The organism is Kribbella sp. NPDC051952, assembly GCF_040680855.1.
GTDB lineage: Bacteria > Actinomycetota > Actinomycetes > Propionibacteriales > Kribbellaceae > Kribbella.
This window is the reverse complement of record NZ_JBFAXQ010000001.1, coordinates 256,088-272,624: the sequence shown is the minus strand read 5'-3', so window position 1 is coordinate 272,624 and position 16,537 is coordinate 256,088. Positions and strand designations below refer to the sequence as shown.

Annotated in this window: 17 protein-coding genes; 3 read left to right on the top strand and 14 right to left on the bottom strand. The window is 67.8% G+C overall.

Going from position 1 to position 16,537, the window contains the following annotated elements; all coding sequences use genetic code 11:
* Positions 1-11: 11 nt before the first annotated feature.
* From AB0L70_RS01265 to AB0L70_RS01250, 4 genes are all read right to left on the bottom strand, one after another.
* Positions 12-1,517 (bottom strand): PQQ-binding-like beta-propeller repeat protein, encoded by a 1,506-nt coding sequence (locus tag AB0L70_RS01265; RefSeq protein WP_363678649.1) that lies wholly within the window; start codon positions 1,515-1,517, stop codon positions 12-14.
* A 209-nt stretch (positions 1,518-1,726) separates the two neighbouring features.
* Positions 1,727-1,963 (bottom strand): hypothetical protein, encoded by a 237-nt coding sequence (locus AB0L70_RS01260; RefSeq protein ID WP_363678647.1) that lies wholly within the window; start codon positions 1,961-1,963, stop codon positions 1,727-1,729.
* Between the two features lie 122 nt (positions 1,964-2,085).
* Positions 2,086-2,925 (bottom strand): DUF4097 family beta strand repeat-containing protein, encoded by an 840-nt coding sequence (locus AB0L70_RS01255; protein WP_363678645.1) that lies wholly within the window; start codon positions 2,923-2,925, stop codon positions 2,086-2,088.
* A complete protein-coding gene (locus AB0L70_RS01250; protein WP_363678643.1) occupies positions 2,913-3,716 on the bottom strand; it encodes a toxin-antitoxin system HicB family antitoxin in 804 nt (267 codons plus the stop codon). The genes AB0L70_RS01255 and AB0L70_RS01250 overlap by 13 nt, the downstream gene beginning before the upstream one ends.
* Before the next feature lie 132 nt (positions 3,717-3,848).
* Here AB0L70_RS01250 and AB0L70_RS01245 point away from each other — a divergent pair, with 132 nt between their 5' ends.
* Entirely contained in the window at positions 3,849-4,643 is a 795-nt protein-coding gene (locus tag AB0L70_RS01245) for an SDR family oxidoreductase (RefSeq protein WP_363678641.1), read from the top strand.
* Here AB0L70_RS01245 and AB0L70_RS01240 read toward each other — a convergent pair.
* From AB0L70_RS01240 to AB0L70_RS01205, 8 genes are all read right to left on the bottom strand, one after another.
* Entirely contained in the window at positions 4,640-5,482 is an 843-nt protein-coding gene (locus AB0L70_RS01240) for a hypothetical protein (RefSeq protein WP_363678639.1), read from the bottom strand. The two genes, AB0L70_RS01245 and AB0L70_RS01240, sit on opposite strands and share 4 nt — an antisense overlap.
* Positions 5,479-7,050 carry an alkaline phosphatase D family protein gene (locus tag AB0L70_RS01235; RefSeq protein ID WP_363678637.1) on the bottom strand — a complete coding sequence of 524 codons (1,572 nt, stop codon included), beginning with the start codon at positions 7,048-7,050 and terminating at the stop codon, positions 5,479-5,481. The genes AB0L70_RS01240 and AB0L70_RS01235 overlap by 4 nt, the downstream gene beginning before the upstream one ends.
* Before the next feature lie 119 nt (positions 7,051-7,169).
* On the bottom strand, positions 7,170-7,952 hold the full coding sequence (locus tag AB0L70_RS01230; RefSeq protein ID WP_363678635.1) for a hypothetical protein: 783 nt from the start codon (positions 7,950-7,952) through the stop codon (positions 7,170-7,172).
* Between the two features lie 87 nt (positions 7,953-8,039).
* Entirely contained in the window at positions 8,040-10,187 is a 2,148-nt protein-coding gene (locus tag AB0L70_RS01225; protein WP_363678633.1) for a (Fe-S)-binding protein, read from the bottom strand.
* A gap of 110 nt (positions 10,188-10,297) precedes the next feature.
* The gene (locus AB0L70_RS01220) at positions 10,298-11,230 is read right to left on the bottom strand and encodes a hypothetical protein (protein WP_363678631.1); all 933 of its coding nucleotides are present in this window, start codon (positions 11,228-11,230) and stop codon (positions 10,298-10,300) included.
* Positions 11,231-11,282: 52 nt separating this feature from the next.
* On the bottom strand, positions 11,283-11,627 hold the full coding sequence (locus AB0L70_RS01215) for a DUF6204 family protein (protein WP_363678629.1): 345 nt from the start codon (positions 11,625-11,627) through the stop codon (positions 11,283-11,285).
* 19 nt (positions 11,628-11,646) lie between these two features.
* A complete protein-coding gene (locus tag AB0L70_RS01210) occupies positions 11,647-12,243 on the bottom strand; it encodes a TetR/AcrR family transcriptional regulator (protein ID WP_363678627.1) in 597 nt (198 codons plus the stop codon).
* Between the two features lie 31 nt (positions 12,244-12,274).
* Positions 12,275-13,726, bottom strand: a complete 1,452-nt coding sequence (locus AB0L70_RS01205; protein WP_363678625.1) for a GAF domain-containing protein — start codon at positions 13,724-13,726, stop codon at positions 12,275-12,277.
* A gap of 84 nt (positions 13,727-13,810) precedes the next feature.
* Here AB0L70_RS01205 and adh point away from each other — a divergent pair, with 84 nt between their 5' ends.
* Together adh and AB0L70_RS01195 are read left to right on the top strand one after the other, a co-directional pair.
* Complete coding sequence (gene adh / locus AB0L70_RS01200) at positions 13,811-15,334, top strand: aldehyde dehydrogenase (protein WP_363678623.1); 1,524 nt, start codon at positions 13,811-13,813, stop codon at positions 15,332-15,334.
* Positions 15,335-15,336: 2 nt separating this feature from the next.
* Positions 15,337-15,714: a DUF779 domain-containing protein gene (locus tag AB0L70_RS01195; RefSeq protein ID WP_363678621.1), complete on the top strand. Its 378-nt coding sequence runs from the start codon at positions 15,337-15,339 to the stop codon at positions 15,712-15,714.
* Between the two features lie 68 nt (positions 15,715-15,782).
* On the opposite strand, the gene AB0L70_RS01190 is transcribed toward AB0L70_RS01195, so the two are convergent.
* Both AB0L70_RS01190 and AB0L70_RS01185 read right to left on the bottom strand, forming a co-directional pair.
* A complete protein-coding gene (locus AB0L70_RS01190) occupies positions 15,783-15,938 on the bottom strand; it encodes a hypothetical protein (RefSeq protein ID WP_363678619.1) in 156 nt (51 codons plus the stop codon).
* A 398-nt stretch (positions 15,939-16,336) separates the two neighbouring features.
* The gene (locus AB0L70_RS01185; protein WP_363678617.1) at positions 16,337-16,522 is read right to left on the bottom strand and encodes a hypothetical protein; all 186 of its coding nucleotides are present in this window, start codon (positions 16,520-16,522) and stop codon (positions 16,337-16,339) included.
* Positions 16,523-16,537 lie beyond the last annotated feature (15 nt).

The following is a 16,537-nucleotide window of genomic DNA, read 5'->3' as shown; positions in this document are numbered from 1 at the left end:
TTGTCATCAACTCACGCGGTCGGCTTGAGATAGATGCAGATCGACTCGAGATCCATCTGGTCGGTGCCGCTCGCCTCCTGGCGGTAGACGCCTCCGTAGGCAGACACAGCCACCGGCGACTCCACCTTGCCGTTGAAGAGGCCCAGGTCACCGTTGCCGGGGCTCGGGTTGCCGGACGAGGACTCGCTGTCCGACGGCGTGTCACCGGTCGAGGGAGTATCGCCGGTCGATGGCGTGTCACCCGTCGAGGGCGTGTCGCCTGACGAAGGACTGCCCGACGGGGCCGCGCTCGGCAGGTCCTGACCGGTCTTCGCATCGAGCAGCACCGGCTGCGCCTCGGTCTTCGCGTACACGACGCCGTGGAACGCCGCGGTCAGGTCGGGTACGACGCGGCCGCCGGACTTGTCGTTGAAGCCCCAGGCCTTCTTGCCGGTCGTGTCGTCGAGGCCGATGATCTCCTTGCCGTTGGTGCAGACGACCGAGGTCGTCTGGTCCGGGAAGCACGAGTAGCCGCCGGCGCCGATGCCTTCCGGCGGGAGTGCGGGCGCCGTCTGCACCAGGGCACCGGTGGACAGATCGATCGCGTAGAGGGATTCGGTCTTGGTCCCCTGGCCGTAGTCGATGTACTTCATGCCGTAGAAGTACGCGTGCTTGGTGGTGCCGGCGACCGGCGTCAGGTAGGCCAGCTTCAACGGGAGCTGCTTCGTGACCTTCCCGCTCGCACCGTCGACCAGCATCATCGTGCCGTCGGTGGCGTTGTCCGACTGTTCACCCTTCGCACCCGCCACCACGCCGTCATGGACGGCGGCCGGGTTGATGCCCGCCACGATCGTGGCCTTCTGCGTCTTCGGGTCCGCGTACACGGTCAGGTCGTTCCGCTTCGCGTTGATGCTCCGGGCGGCACTCACACCGACGGCGACCTGGCCGCTGTCCGGGTCGTACGCCGTGTTCATCAGGTTCGGGGTGCCGATCGCGTCGGTGCCGGTCCCTTCCAGCGTGCTCACCGGCGTGGAGATCTCGGCGACCTTCTGGCCGGACATCACGTCGATCCACTGGATCAGGACCAGGCCCTTCGGCTTCTGCGTGCCGTTGCCCTTGTCGGTCTCGGCGTACGCGACCACTGCGACGTCCTTGCCGTCGACCTTGACCACCATCGGCTTGGTCGATTCGTTGACCACGGTCGTTTCGGCCGCCTTGGACGGGATCGTCCAGGTCTTGGTCGGGTCGGCGACATCGTGCCCGCTGAGCCCGGCCCAGCCGCCGACGAGCACGACCTGGCCGGCGATGCCGACCTGGGACTCGTCAAGCGTGGAGCGTCCCTGGTAGTCGGCCGACGGGTACGCCGCGGCGAGCGCGAACGCCTTCGGCGGGTCGAAGGACGGGACGGTCGGGGTGGACGGCGTGGCCGAGGTGTTGGACTGGCCGCCCTGTTCGGGCTCCGAGTCGGACTTCTTGTCGTTGCCGCCGCACCCGGCCAGCAGGACGACGGCGGCGGTGACGGCGGCTGTTGCGACCATCGGACGCAGCATCGTTGGTTACTCTCCCCAGGTCGACCGAGAATGATCGCCTGAACGCTAGCAGTGTTCGCGGGTCCCGATCGCCGTTATCCACAGGGGTTGCAGCAACCTGCACCGTCAGCCGCGTGCTTGCGTTCCCGCCCGGACCAGTCCCAGCCGCCAGAGCAGACCACACAGGGCGGCGGCTGGGCCGGTCAGCGGTACGCCGGTCATCGGACGACCGAGAGTCCGGTACCACGGTGGCGGGGCTGCGGCTGGACCTGGAGCTGGGGCTCGGTCAGCCGCCGGGAGGCGGGCTCGAGGCGGTCGGCCAGGCGGCGAAGCGCTGCGGCCAGGCCGTGTCGGGTGCCGCTCGGCTTGTCGTCGCGGCTCTGGGCCCGGACCTCGGCGGCCCGCAGCTGCTCGGCGACTCGGTAGCGTGCGATCTCTTGGTGTTCGGTGATCATGGTCGTGCTCCCCTCAACTTGTCCCCGTGTGATGTTTCTGGGTCTTCTGGCTGTTTTCGGCAGTGCTTCGCCCAGGTCCCGCCGCCTGGCGTCGGCCGGCGGGACCTCCTGGGTGAGTGGTGTCAGACCTTCAGGACGGTGATGTCGCCCGAAACGGTCCGGGCCCGCAGCGTCAGCGTGCGGTCGCCCTCGGCCGGCTTGTCGCCGGGCTCCAGCTCGCACCGGATCCGTCCGGTGACGGTCTTCAGGTCCAGGTACGCCGGGACGCCGTCGGGGACCCCGATCTGGACGTCGCCGCGGGCCGTCTCGGCCTGGACGCTCGGCCCGTCGGCGATCTCGACCTTCACGTCGCCGGAGCCGGAGGTGGCGACCGAGTGGTCGCGGATCCGCTCGATGGTGATGTCACCCGAGCCGACCTTGACGGTGGTGGGACCGGCCGCGTCGCCGACCTTGACGTCGCCGGAGCCGGTGCTCAGCCCGACCGCGTCGGCAGCCTCGCCGATGTCGATCGACCCCGAGCCGGTGCTGGCCCGGACCACGCCACCGGCGTGCCCGACCTGGACGTCTCCGCTGCCGGTGCTGACCCCGAGGTCGCCCTCGACCTGCTCGACGTTGACGTCGCCCGAGCCGGTCGACAGTCGCGCCGTACTCAACGGCATCCGTACGTCGATGTCGCCGGAGCCGGTCTTGATCCGCGCCTCCAGGGTGGACGGGGTGGCGATCCGGACCTGGATCTCCGGGCCGCGGCCACGGACGTTGCGGGGACCCTCGACGATCAGCTCGCCGTCCTCGATGTAGAAGGCGACGTCGTCCTCGGGGCCGCTGTCGACGTCCAGGTCGACCACGGTCTCGGTGCCGTCGGCCGGCACGATCTCGACCCTGCCGGAGCCGATCTCGATCCGGACCCGGTCGAGCTTGCTCGCGTCCTCGACGATCTGCTTGCTGAAGCTCACTGGACCCATCCCGTCATCCGTTGTCCCGGACCGTGGCCACCATTGCCACGGCGCTGATTCTCGTCCCGCCGGCGTTCCTTGTCGTCGCGGCGGCGGTCGCGGTCGTCGCGCCGGCGGTCCCGGTCGGCCCGGTCCCGGTCACCCCGGCCACGTCGGCCGCGGTCGTCGGATCCGAACACGCCCTCGTCGCTGAAGGGGCCACCCGGGCCGAACACGCCGTTCGGTCCGAAGACCCCGTCGGGGCCGAGCGGGCCGTTCGGACCCAGCGGTCCGTCCGGGCCGAAGACACCGGCGCGCGGCGGGCGCGGTGGCCGGGGCGGGCGTGTGCCGCGGCGGCCGCGGTCGCCCAGCTCGGTCATCACGGTGCGCATCAGCCACGCGTTCAGGGAGATCCCGTCCTCCGCGGCAGCTGCGTCCGCCCTGTTCTTCACCGACATCGGCAGCCGCAGGGTGATCCGCGCGGTCGGCTCGTCGGCGTCCGGGATCACCTCGTCGGTGACCTCGGTGTCGGTCTCGTCGATGTCGTCGTCAGTCTCGTCCGGACCGGTCAGCTGGCTGGGAGCCGGCGTAACCACGAACTCGGGACGGCCACCGGCCATCCGGAGCTCGACCGAACCCGGGGACAGCTCGCGGCTGATCTCCCCGGCGGCGTCGGACAGGGCTGAGATGAGGGCCAGGCGGCCCGCGTCATCCAGCGTGGCCCCGAGGCGCTGTGCCACGGAGCGAGTCTGGTCGTCGGCCAGGGCGGTTGCGTTCTCCACGCTCCGCCGGACCGATTCGAGGTAGTGGTCAAGTTCCATGGCAGCAAGCATGACGTCATCGTGACGTCACTGTCAACCCCTCTGATGTCAGAGTTGATGTCATGGCGTCGTCACGGTGGCGGCATGGCCGCGGCACGGCACAATGAGAGCCAGTCGTCGACAGGAGGAACTGTGTCCAGAGGAGTGCTCGTCACAGGCGCGTCCAGGGGTGTCGGCGCGGCCGCCGCGCGGGCGTTCGCCCAGGCCGGCGATCGGGTCGTGCTGCACTGCCGCGGGGCGGTCGACCGGGCCGAGGAGATCCGGGCCGGACTGCCTGGAAACGGTCACGCGGTGGTGGCTGCAGATCTTGGTGATTCGGCCGCAATCCCTGCCCTGGTTGAGGAATCGGCCACACTGCTCGGGCGGATCGATGTTTTGGTGAACAACGCGGCGATGTTCGTCGACGAGCCGGTCGCGGGGTCCCGGCGGATCGGGCATCCGCTGGCGGAGACGTCGTACGACGAGTGGGTTTCGGCGTGGCGTCGTACGTTGGCGGTGAATCTGGAAGGGGCGGCGCACGTGACCTGGTGCGTGGCGCGGCAGATGCTCGACAAGGAGCCTGCCGAGGGCGTACGGCGGGGCGCGATCGTCAATGTCGGATCGCGCGGGGCCTACCGAGGCGAGCCGGATGTGCCCGCGTACGGCGCTTCCAAGGCTGGATTGCACTCGTTGGGACAGTCACTTGCTGTTTCGTTGGCGCCACATGACATCACCGTGACGTCAATCGCGCCCGGATTCATCGCCACGGATATGACTGAGAGCTTCCTGGCGGGTCCGGGTGGCGATGCGATTCGGGCTCAGAGCCCGTTCAATCGCACCGCCACCGCGGAGGAGGTTGCTGACGCCATCTACTGGCTCGCGTCACCGCAGGCCGGGTGGTCGAGTGGCGCCGTTCTGGACTTCAACGGAGGGTCGTACCTGCGTTAGTAGACCTCGAGCTCGACGATGCGCGAGTAGGTGTGGTCGTTGCCGTCGAGGCAGAGGATGCGGACGGCAGTGGCCTGGACGGGGGTGAAGGTCGAGGTGACGTGACCGACGGTGTTGCCGCGGACCTGGGCGACCGTCTGCCAGGCGCCGTTGTTCTGGACCTGGACGTCCCAGTCGCGCAGGCCTTGGACGGTAGCCGGGTACTTGGTCGAGTCCAAGGTGTAGAGCTCGACGCGGCTGATCGTGGCCGGCTGGGACAGGGCAACGTCGTACGTGTCCGGGAAGACCGCTCGGGTGCCGTCGTTCCAGCCGGTCAACGTGTCCCAGTGCTCGGAGTCCTTGTCGCCGTCGAGCGCGCCGCAGAGGGTGAAGTTCCCGTGCGTCGAGGACGCGGCCGCCTGCTCGCCGAGGGCGAGATTGTCGCCAGGACCCTTGGGTGGCAGGGGATTCACGGTCACCGGGACGGTCAGCCGGGACCGGTCGACCTCGAGGTCGATCTGGTACTTGCCGGGCTTGGTGTCGCGCGGCACCCGGACCTCGACCGGTGCTGACACCGGCTGGTCGGGATCGACGGCCGGGAGCCAGGAAGAGAACAGCTCCCGGGACAGTTGCAACGGACCACTCGGATCGAGCGTCAGGTCGGCGTACCGATCCTTGCTGCCGGTGTTGGTCATGGTGAGGTTCAGATAGCCGGGTAAGCAGGGTAGGCCGACCACACTGAGCTGCTGCGGATCGGTGCTCACGGCCACGTCTTTCGTTGCCTGGGGCACCGAACTCGCGCCGGTCAGACTTGCCGCCACGGCGGCGGCCAGGGTGACGGACTGCCAGCGGATCTTCATCGCTGCTCCTCGGAGATGCCCGGGACGCCGTCTTCGACGACGAGTTTGGTCCGGGTACTGACGGTGCCGTTCTGGACGCTGACCTTGTCGACCACGCGGTAGTCGGAGATCCACCGCTGCGGGGTGATGGTGCAGCTGACGTAGCCGCGCTGGAAGTTGCCGAACTTGATGTGCGGGTTCTCGTTGAGCAGCGTCTGGCCGCCCGGGTCGAGGTCCATGCCGTCGATCCCGGACGTGATCGACGTACCGACGAACTCGGCTCCGACCGTCGGTGACGAGGGGTCGGTGAAGTCCAGCTTGAGGTCGGAGGCGACGCTGCGGTGCAGATCGCCGGCGATCGAGACCAGGTTGCGGACCTTGCGCTGCGCGGCGCCGCCGAGAACTCGGTCGCGGGACGCCTCGTACCCGTCCCAGGTGTCCATCGGGACCAGTACGTCCGGGCCGTCCTTGGTGTCGAGGCGGGCGATCGCGGTCTGGTGCGCCATCACGTTCCAGCGCGCTCGCGATGCGGTCCAGCCGTCGAGCAGCCACTTCTCCTGCGCGTCACCGGTGATCGTGCGGGCCGGGTCCTTCGTCTCCGGACCGGGTGCCTTGGTGCCGTCGCCGTACGCCTGGTCCGAGCGGTACTGGCGGGTGTCGAGCACGCTGAACTCGGCCAGCCGCCCGTACTGGATCCGCCGGTAGAGCTGCATGTCCGGGCCCTTCGGCAACTGCGCGAGCCGCAGCGGCATGTGTTCCCAGTACGCGCGGAAGGCGTTGGCCCGGCGTACGAGGAACTGCGCGGGCGGTGCACTCGGATGCGCGTCGTCGGCCCAGTTGTCGACTACCTCATGGTCGTCCAGCGTGACGATCCACGGCGCGACGGCATGGGCCTGTTGCAGGTCCGGATCGAGCTTGTACGCCGCATAGCGCTGCCGGTACTCGTCCAGCGTCACGGTCTGCTGGGTGATGTACGGCTCGTTCGAGTCCGGCCGGATCCCGCGATCGATGCCGAACTCGTAGATGTAGTCGCCGAGGAAGAAGACGACATCGTGGTCCCGCTTCGCCATATCGGCGTACGCCGTGTACCAGCCCTCCCAGTTCGCCTGGCAGGACGCGAACGCCAGCGACAACTCGGGCAGGTTCGCATCCGCCGGCGGCGCGGTCTTGGTGCGACCGACCGGGCTGAACCGCCCGTTCACGCGGAAGCGATACCAGTAGTGCCGCCACGGCCGCAGCCCTCGTACGTCGACATGCACGGAGTGACTCGACTCCGGCCGGGCCTTCGTCTCGCCGTGGCGGACGATCCGGCGGAAGTGCTCGTCCTCGGCGACCTGCCACTGGACGTCGACCGGACGGCGATCCATCCCGCCGAACGGCGCGAGTGGCTCCGGCGCGAGCCGGGTCCAGATCACCACCGCGTCGGGCAGCGGATCGCCCGAGGCGACGCCGAGCGTGAACGGATCCCGCCGATCGGGGCGGCCGGTCCAGCCGGCCGCCGCACTCCCGATCTCGGGCAGACTTCCGGTCAGCGCCAGTGCGGCTGCTGTTCCGGTAACGGTCAGAAAGCTTCTTCGCGTACTACTCATCGGCACCAGCCCACTCGATCATCTGCTGTGATCACTTCAGGGACAGGTAAACTTCTACCTGGCTAACAGCAGATTACGAGAACTTCTCACAGACCAGTGTGAAGTGACCGATTCCGGCCTCAGCGACTGACGATCTTGCTCGCCGGCGGCGCGGTGATGTGGACCGGCTTGTTGTACTCGGAGATCGAGGTCCTGAAGCTCAAACCGGATGCCTCGTAGCGCAGTTCCCGCACCCGATGGCCGGAGTCCAGCAGGATCTCGTAGGCGATGGTCTTCGGTGCGCCGGACGGCACCTGCTGGTTCATCGCCTTCAGCGCCTTCGCCGTGTCGACCGTGACGGTGTAGCGGTCCAGCTTCTCGGCCCCGACGGTCTTGGTGCCGGCGAACTGCACGCTCGCCACCGAGGACAGGGAGGCGAACAGCTTGCTCGGATCACCACCGTCGAGCATCGAGCGAAGCTCGGCCGCGTTGGCTCCGGTGGCCTTCACATACTTCCCGGCCGGAGTCATCCCCGGGATCGACGTGTACAGCGTCTTGCCGACCAGAATGATCTTGCCGGACTTGTTCCCGATCGCCGCCCCGGAGAAGTCCATCGACATGGCCAATGGCTTCGCGGTCTGGATGCCGCTCATGGTCAGCAGAGTGGTGCCGTTGACCGTCATGTCGAGGGCGATCCGCCACGACTTCTGTTTGGTCAGCGCGGCGTTCATCGCGGGGACCAGGTTCGCCCGGTTCAGGTGCGCGACGGGCGCCGGCTTGACCGGCGCCGGCTTGAGTGACGCGGCGGTGTTGCTCTCGACCGGAACCGACGGCCGGTAGCCGGTGGCTTGCGGGTTGCCGGAGCCGCAGGCGGCCAGGCCGAGAACGAGCGGTACGGCGGCCACGGCGACACGGAACTTCATGGTGCTGATTCCTCCCCAGGTGATCCAAGCCGTCGGATCTTATGGTCTGGACCACCTGGAGAGGAAGGCTTTTGCAGCTAATTGCAATCAGGAACGCTTGACCGAAGCGAGCAGGAGCTGGGCGACGTCCTGAACCTCGACCGACTCGGGGGCCGAGCCGTCGGCCTGCTTCGCGGTCAGGCCGTCCGACAGCATCACCCGGCAGAACGGGCAGCCGGTGGCAATCTTGTCCGCACCGGTCTCGACCGCCTCGGTGGTCCGGTTCAGGTTGATCCGGCTGCCGATCTTCTCCTCCATCCACATCCGGGCACCACCCGCGCCACAGCAGAAGGACTTGGTCTGGTTCCGCGGCATCTCGGCGTACTCCGCGCCCGGGATGATGTCGAGCAGTTCGCGCGGGGCGTCGTACACCTGGTTGTGCCGGCCCAGGTAGCACGGGTCGTGGTAGGTGATCTTCTGGCCGTTGAGTGAGCTGTCTGCCGGGGCGACCGGGGTCAGCTTGCCCTCGCGGACCAGGCGGTTCAGCAGTTGGGTGTGGTGGATGACGTCGAGCTCGACGCCCAGCTGGGAGTACTCGTTCTTCAACGTGTTGAAGCAGTGTGCGCAGGTCGAGACGACCTTCTTCGCGCCGGTCTCCTTGAAGACCTCCGCGTTCTGCATCGCCAGCTGCTGGAAGACGAACTCGTTGCCGGACCGCCGGGCCGGGTCGCCCGTGCAGGTCTCGCCATCACCCAGTACGGCGAAGCTCACGCCGGCGATGTTGAGCAGTTCGGCAACGGCCTGCGTGGTCTTCTTCGCGCGGTCCTCGTACGCGCCGGCGCAGCCGACCCAGAACAGGTACTCGACCTCGGCCAGGGTCTCCACGTCGGTGCCGACCTGCTTGACCTCGAACGGCAGGTCCTTGGCCCAGTCCATCCGGCCGGACGGGTTCATGTTCCACGGATTGCCCTTGTTTTCCAGGCCCTTGAAGAGTCCGTTCAGCTCGGACGGGAACGACGACTCGATCAGCACCTGGTAGCGGCGCATGTCCATGATCGCGTCGACGTGCTCGATGTCGACCGGGCACTGCTGGACACACGCACCACAGGAGGTGCAGGCCCACAGCGCGTCCTCGTCGATGACCGCGACATCCGCCGGACCGACGAGCGGCTTGTCCTGTTCCGCGAGTACCAACTCCGGCAGGGACTTGCGGTCGTCGTCGGACGAGGCCAGCAGGTACGGCGCCTTGGCGTACGCGTGCTCGCGGAGGTTCATCATGATCAGCTTGGGCGACAACGGCTTCTCGGTGTTCCAGGCCGGGCACTGCGACTGGCAGCGGCCGCACTCGGTGCAGGTGGTGAAGTCGAGCAAGCCCTTCCAGGTGAAGTCCTCGAGCTTGCCGACACCCAGCGCCGCGTCCTCGTCGAGTTCCTCGATGTTCTCGAAGTCGATCGGCTCGCCCTTGACCATGATCGGCTGGAGGGCTCCCAGCGCCGTACCACCATCGGCCTTCCGCTTGAACCAGATGTTCGGCCAGGCAGTGAAGCGGTGCCACGCAACGCCCATCGTCGCGTTCAGCGAGATCGTGATCATCCAGGCGAACGAGATCAGGATCTTGATCATCGCGACCAGGTAGATCGCGTTCTCGAGCCCGTGCTCGGACAGTCCGCCGAACAGGCCGGTGCCGACGAAGAACGTGCTGGGGAAGTGGAACTTGGTCCCGGCGCCGAGCTGGTACTCGAGTCCGCGCAGCAGCAGGATGCAGATCAGTACGCCGAGGATCGTGTACTCGACGTAGTACGCCTGCCAGGCGGTCGAGCCGAAGAACCTGCTGTACCGGCCCTTCTCACCCCACGGCAGGTTGCGCAACCGGATCGCGATCAGCCCGATGATCGCGACCAGGCCGGTCCAGGTCAGGAACTCGCTGACCCACTCGAAGACGAACCAGTGGCCGATCACCGGGAGTGCGTAGTGGGCGTGGAACAGCTGCCCGAACGCCGTCACCAGGCTGAGGAACAGCCCGATGAATCCGAACGCGACGAACCAGTGCAGTACGCCGATGTGGCTCCACTGCAGCATCCGGGTGTGCAGCAGCGACTCCTTGGCGAGCGTCGCGGTCCGCTGCCCCGGGTGGTCGGTACGACCGGCCGGCTGGCCGAGCTTGATGACGGACACCATGTGCCCGATCGTCTTGCCGAACAACGCGACACCGACAGCGGCGATCGCGAGCGAGACGACGATGGCGAGGATCTGCATACCAGCGATGTTATTGGTCGGTTACTCGCCAGTCATGTGGATGCGGCAATCCTCACGCCCGCGTGTCCCGTCTCACTTGACCGGGTACAGGGTCGTCTGGATGACTGCCGTCAGCCGATCCCGGTGCCGCGCAGGCGCTGCTCGGGGCTGTTGCCATGCCTCACGGAGGCCACGCCGGCCTTGGCTGGGGTCACCGGAGCTGCCGCGGCGGCGCCTGTCGCAGCTCCCTCGGCCGCGCCTGCGTCGTGGAGCTGGACCGGGCCGCGGGAGTCTGTCGCCTGCACCGAGCTGTCGCCGGTCCGGGTGCCCGTCACCAGGCCGTTCCGGGCCCTGAAGGTGTGCTCCCCGGAGCCGCTGACGTTCACCGTGATGTCGCCGTCGCCGAGTTGCACCGAGCTGTGGTCGCCCGCGACATCCCCGACGACGACCGAGCCGGTCTCCCGCTGCACCGTAAGCCCTTGGGTGACTCTGCCGATCTCGACGCTGCCCTCACCCCCGTGGATCGCGACCTCGCCGGACTCTCCGACCCAGGTGTGCCTCGATCCTTCGGCGAACACCGACGCGGAGCGGGCGACCCGCACCTCACCGCCTCGAGAAGCGACACTTACGTCGGCAGCACCGACCTCGCGATCGGCAGCGCCGGACACCAGTACATCGACATCCGCGGTGTCGGCGTCGACGTCCACCGCGCTGTTGATCGGTACGCGCGCGACGACCTCGACGCGAGAGCCCTCGCGCGGGTCGATACCGGGCGTTTGGATCCGCGCCACCAGCCGCCCGCCGGGCACCGGATGCGGATGCTCGACCGTCGGGGATTTGCCGGTCGCCACGAGCTCGGGATCACGTCCCTGCGCCTCCCAGTGCACGGCACCTTCGGTAACCGCGTCGGCCGACGGCCCGGACGGGTCGTCGGTCAGCACCTCGATCGTTGCCCGCTCGACGGACGGATCCACCTCGACACGAACGGTTCCGTTCCGGCCGAGCATGAGTACCTCGACCATCACGGGCCCGTCGGACTGTGCGGTGGCGGCCCTGCGGGGCATAGGCATCTCCTACTGGCGGGACAAGTCATTCCGAGAGTAGGCAGTCCAGAGGTCAGCTCGCGGTGCGCCTGGGGCGACGGATCTTGATGTCTTCGAGGCAGGTGGCGGTGGCGCGGAGGTGCTGGTAGGCGAGCCCCCGGGACTCGAGGAGGGTGATCGCGGTCAGCAGGCCATGGTCGACGGCGTCCTGGTCGGGCCGGTCGGCCGGCTGCACGAGCAGGCAGCGCACGGTGAACGGGCGCAGGCTTTCGTCGTACGTCAGGTCGCCGGTCTCGCTGTAGCCGGCGACGAGCAGGTCGTGCTTGTCGATCTCGGCGAGCAGTGTCGCGCGCTGGTCGTCGTCCACATCGGTGAGTTCGCCCCTGACGACGACGCGGTAGGTCCGTACGGCATTCATATACACAACTGTATCTGAGTTACTCGAGCCATGCCCGCGTGATCAGCAGATATGCGTCGAGGACCGCTTCGGCGGAGACCGCGTCCGGGTCGAGAGCGCGCTGGATGAGCAGGCCGTCCTCGAGGGCGTGAATGATCAGCGCGAGCTGGGCGAGGTCGGCGGGCGGGGTCTTCCCCTGCTCGGTGAAGAGTCGCTCGAGGCCCGCCGCCAGCGCGTTCCGGGCAAAGCGTTCCCGCTCCCGGAGTTGGTCGCGGACGCCGGCCGGCTCGCGGGTCGCATACAGCAGCAGTTCCAGCCGCAGCGACAGCCAGTCGGGCTCCTGGGCGGTCCGGCGCCGATGCCAGTGCCGGAACGTGTCGGCCGGGTCCGGTCCTTCGGCGATCGCGCGTACCTCGTCGTACTCGCGGCGGGTCCGCTCGGTCAGCAGGGCGGCCACGAGCTCGGGTTTGCCGGCGAAGTTCCCGTAGAACGCGCCGCGCGTGTAGCCGGCGCGCTCTGCGATCTGCTCCACCGACGTGCCATTCACGCCCTGCGCGGCGAAGAGTTCGGCGGCGGCCCGCAACAGGCGTGCCCTGGTCCGGGCCTGACTCTCCGCTCGCGGTACTCGCTTCGTCACGCGCCCGAGCCTAGGCCCGGAGGAGCAGGGGCTAGCGGGCCAGCCGGTCCAGACGGGCGACGACCGCGGGGTGGCGGGGGTCGGTCGCGGGGAGACCGGTGGCGAGGACTTCGAAGATCTCCAGATCCTCGGCGCCGGTGGTGGTCTGGGCGAACCGCCAGAGCAGGTCAGGGTCGTCGGCATCCAGGACCGCCCGGCGCATCGTCGCGTCGAGCTCGTCGCGTTCGGATCTCAACGCCGGTGCGTCCGACCTCGCCAGCAGAGGACCGGCGTACAGGTCCAGGGCGCCCGGGAGGTCGCCGTTGCTGAGCGCGAGCTGCGCGTCGGTCACGTCGCCGGTCACGTCGGCGATGATCCGGTACGGCTTGGTGTCGAGTACGCCGCCGCCGAGGAGGTTCCGCAGTCGGTGCATCTCGGCGCGGACAGTGGTCGGGTTGCCCTCGTCGCCGTACAGATGCAGCATCAACTGCTCGGCGGTGAGACCGGCCGGGTGGAGGAGCAGCAGCGCGAGTACTTCGGCTCGCCGCAACGTCAGTGCGATCTCCCGGCCGGCGACGACCGCGATCGGTTGACCGGCTCCGAGGAGCTTCAACCGCAGCGACGGTCGGGTCCGGCGTACCGGCGTACCAGGAATGCGGAGCAGATAGCCCTCGTCGAGCTGCTCGATCAGACCCTCGCGACCGTCGCCGAGGTCGATCCGGTCCGCACCGTCCGGGACGATCAGGCGGTTGGGCAGCCATTCAAGCGGTTGTACGGCGAGCACTCGTCCGCTCGGCGTCAGCAGCGCACCCGGCGCATCGCCCAATGCCATCAGGTGGCGCATGTTGCGGGCGCGCAGCATCTCATCGGCCGCGGCCATCCGGACCCGCAGCTGACCCTCCGCAAGCTGCGCCGCGGCGGTGACCAGTGCGACCATTGCAGGGTGGACCGTGCTGAGCGGGCCCGAAACATCGACCGCACCGAGCAGCTTTCCGGTGTCAGGGTCGTGGACCGGCGCTGCCGCACACGTCCACTCGTGGATCCGCCGGACCAGGTGCTCGGCCGAGTGGATCTGCACCGGTGCTCCGACGGCGAGCGACGTACCCATGCCGTTCGTTCCGATGTTGTCCTCGGACCACACCGCGCCCTCGGAGAGCGCGATCCGGTCGGCCTGGCGTTTGACCTCGGACGACCCCTCGCGCCACAGGATCGTGCCCCGGGCGTCGGTGATGATCATGATGTGCGACGCCTCGTCGGCGATCGTGGTGAGCGTCTGCCGCAACACCGGGAGGACGGCGCGGAGCGGATGGTGCTCGCGGAGCTCCTCGATCGCGTCCGAGTCGATGATCACCGGCGGTGCGTCCAGCTCCGGATCGACCGAGGCCGCCAGGGAACGCTCCCAGGACGCAGCGACGAGCGGGCGCGGTGCGTCCGGCGCACGGCCGCCACCGAGCACCTCGTCGTACAGCTCGCTCAGTCGGCGGGCCTGCTCCGGTGTGTCCACTCCGCCTCACTCCACGGTGCAACGTCCGTGCAACGTCCATCCTCCTACGTTCGGGCAAACGTCTGGATTCCCAGAGGAGGACCTGTGACGATCTTCGCAGCTCCCGGGCAGGATGGCAGCCCGGTCACTTACAAATCGCGCTACGACCACTTCATCGGTGGCGAGTGGGTGCCACCGGCCAAGGGCGGGTACTTCGAGAATCCGACCCCGATCACCGGCGAGAACTTCACCGAGATCGCGCGCGGTACGGCGGACGACGTCGAGCGCGCACTCGACGCCGCCCATGGTGCCGCGCCCGCCTGGGGACGTACGTCGCCGGCCGAACGGGCGAACATCCTGAACAAGATCGCCGACCGGGTCGAGGCCAACCTCGAGCTGCTCGCGGTCGCCGAGTCCTGGGACAACGGCAAGGCCGTGCGCGAGACGCTCGGCGCGGACATGCCGCTGGTGATCGACCACTTCCGGTACTTCGCCGGCGCGCTGCGGGCCCAGGAGGGCTCGGTGTCGGTGATCGACGACGACACCATCGCGTACCACTTCCACGAGCCGCTCGGCGTGGTCGCTCAGATCATCCCGTGGAACTTCCCGATCCTGATGGCGACGTGGAAGCTGGCTCCCGCGCTGGCGGCCGGCAATACCGTCGTACTGAAGCCGGCCGAGCAGACACCGGCATCGATCCACGTGTTCATGGAGCTGATCCAGGACCTGCTGCCGCCCGGCGTACTCAACATCGTCAACGGGTTCGGCGTCGAGGCCGGCAAACCGCTTGCCTCAAGCAACAGAGTTGCCAAGGTCGCGTTCACTGGTGAGACCACGACCGGCCGGCTGATCATGCAGTACGCCTCGGAGAACATCATCCCGGTCACGCTGGAGCTCGGCGGCAAGAGCCCGAACGTGTTCTTCGCCGATGTCGCGTCCTCGCGGGACGACTTCTACGACAAGGCGCTCGAGGGCTTCACGATGTTCGCGCTGAACCAGGGCGAGGTCTGCACCTGTCCGTCCCGGGCACTGATCCAGTCGTCGATCTACGACGACTTCCTCGGCGACGCGACCGCGCGGACGAACGCGATCAAGATGGGCAACCCGCTCGACACCGAGACGATGATGGGCGCGCAGGCCAGCAACGACCAGTACGAGAAAATCCTTGCCTACCTCGCGATCGGCAAGGAAGAAGGCGCTCGCGTGGTCACCGGCGGCGACCGCGCCGAGCTCGACGGGGACCTGTCCGGCGGGTACTACATCCAGCCGACGATCTTCGAGGGCGACAACAAGATGCGGATCTTCCAGGAGGAGATCTTCGGGCCGGTGGTCTCGGTGACCAGGTTCGACGACTACGCCGACGCGATGAAGATCGCCAACGACACGCTCTACGGCCTCGGTGCCGGTGTCTGGTCGCGCGATATCAACACGGCGTACCGGGCCGGTCGGGAGATCCAGGCCGGGCGGGTCTGGACGAACTCGTACCACACGTACCCCGCGCACGCGGCGTTCGGCGGGTACAAGAACTCGGGCATCGGCCGCGAGAACCACAAGATGATGCTCGACCACTACCAGCAGACGAAGAACCTGCTGGTCAGCTACAGCCCGAACAAGCTCGGGTTCTTCTGACCATGGTCGACAAGGTGTTGCTCTCGGACGAGGCGGCGGGCTGGCTCCGCCGTCTCACCGAGGTGCACGGTCCGCTGATGTTCCACCAGTCCGGTGGGTGCTGCGACGGCAGTTCGCCGATGTGCTACCCGGACGGGGAATTTCGAACGGGGTCGGCGGACGTGCATCTCGGCGACCTGGTCGTGGACGGCCTGGACCGGCCGATCCAGTTCTGGATGTCCGCGAATCAGTACGAGTACTGGAAGCACACCCAACTCACCGTCGACGTGGTCAAAGGCCGAGGCAGCGGCTTCTCCGTAGAAGCCCCCGAAGGAATCCGCTTCCTGATCAGATCCCGCCTCTTCACCGACCAGGAGTACGCAACCCTGGACCTCCCCTGACCGAGTGCCGACCGCCCGGCGGCGTTGCCGGACGGCCGGCACTCTTCAGTACCCCGACCAACTCACGTTCACGTGGTCCACCCCCGCGTGCTACGCAGTCCCTCCTCGTCGCGCTGCTCCTCGTCGAGCCAGCTACGCGCGCTCCCACCCACCCCCGGCTGTCGCCGGTGCATCCCACGCCGGCTGTCGCCGTCGATCAGCGGGCTGTCGCCCGCGTCGACCACCCCGTGGTCCCGCCAACCCGCAATCCCTGAGCCACAGCGTGGTCAGGGAGATCATTGGCTCGACTCCAGATGTGCATCGAGCTCCGCCAGTGTGCGGACGCCGTGGCGGAGAACGGCCTCGTAGATCTCAGTGCTCTCCACGGCGCGACGTTCCTGCTTCAGTTCGAGGATGGCGAGGCGCTGCGAGCTGCTGGCCTGGCTGAGCTGGATCGCGCGCCGGACGTGGGGGCGGTCGACTGCGTGGAGCCAGAAGGTTAGGTCTATTTTCCAGGTGGGGGTTTGGAGGATGGCGTAGAAGCGTTCGTCGGTTGTGGCGGGGGTGGGGCGGCGGGTGGATCGTTCGTCGCGGAAGGCGACTGTTTGAAGTTCTACGCGGTTGGTGAGGGTGGTTAGGCCGGTCAGGATTGTTGTGGTGGTGGCGTCGGGGCGTTGAACATTACGTCTAGGTCGCGGTCGACCATTAGGCCGGACAGGGCGCTGCCGATGAGGATCGGTGGCCAGGGGAAGGCGGTGCCTAGATCCAGGTGGTGGAAGAGGTCCTGGGCTTCGGTCTGTAATGCCTTCGCGCGTTCGACCAACGACATGGCATTGACGGTAGG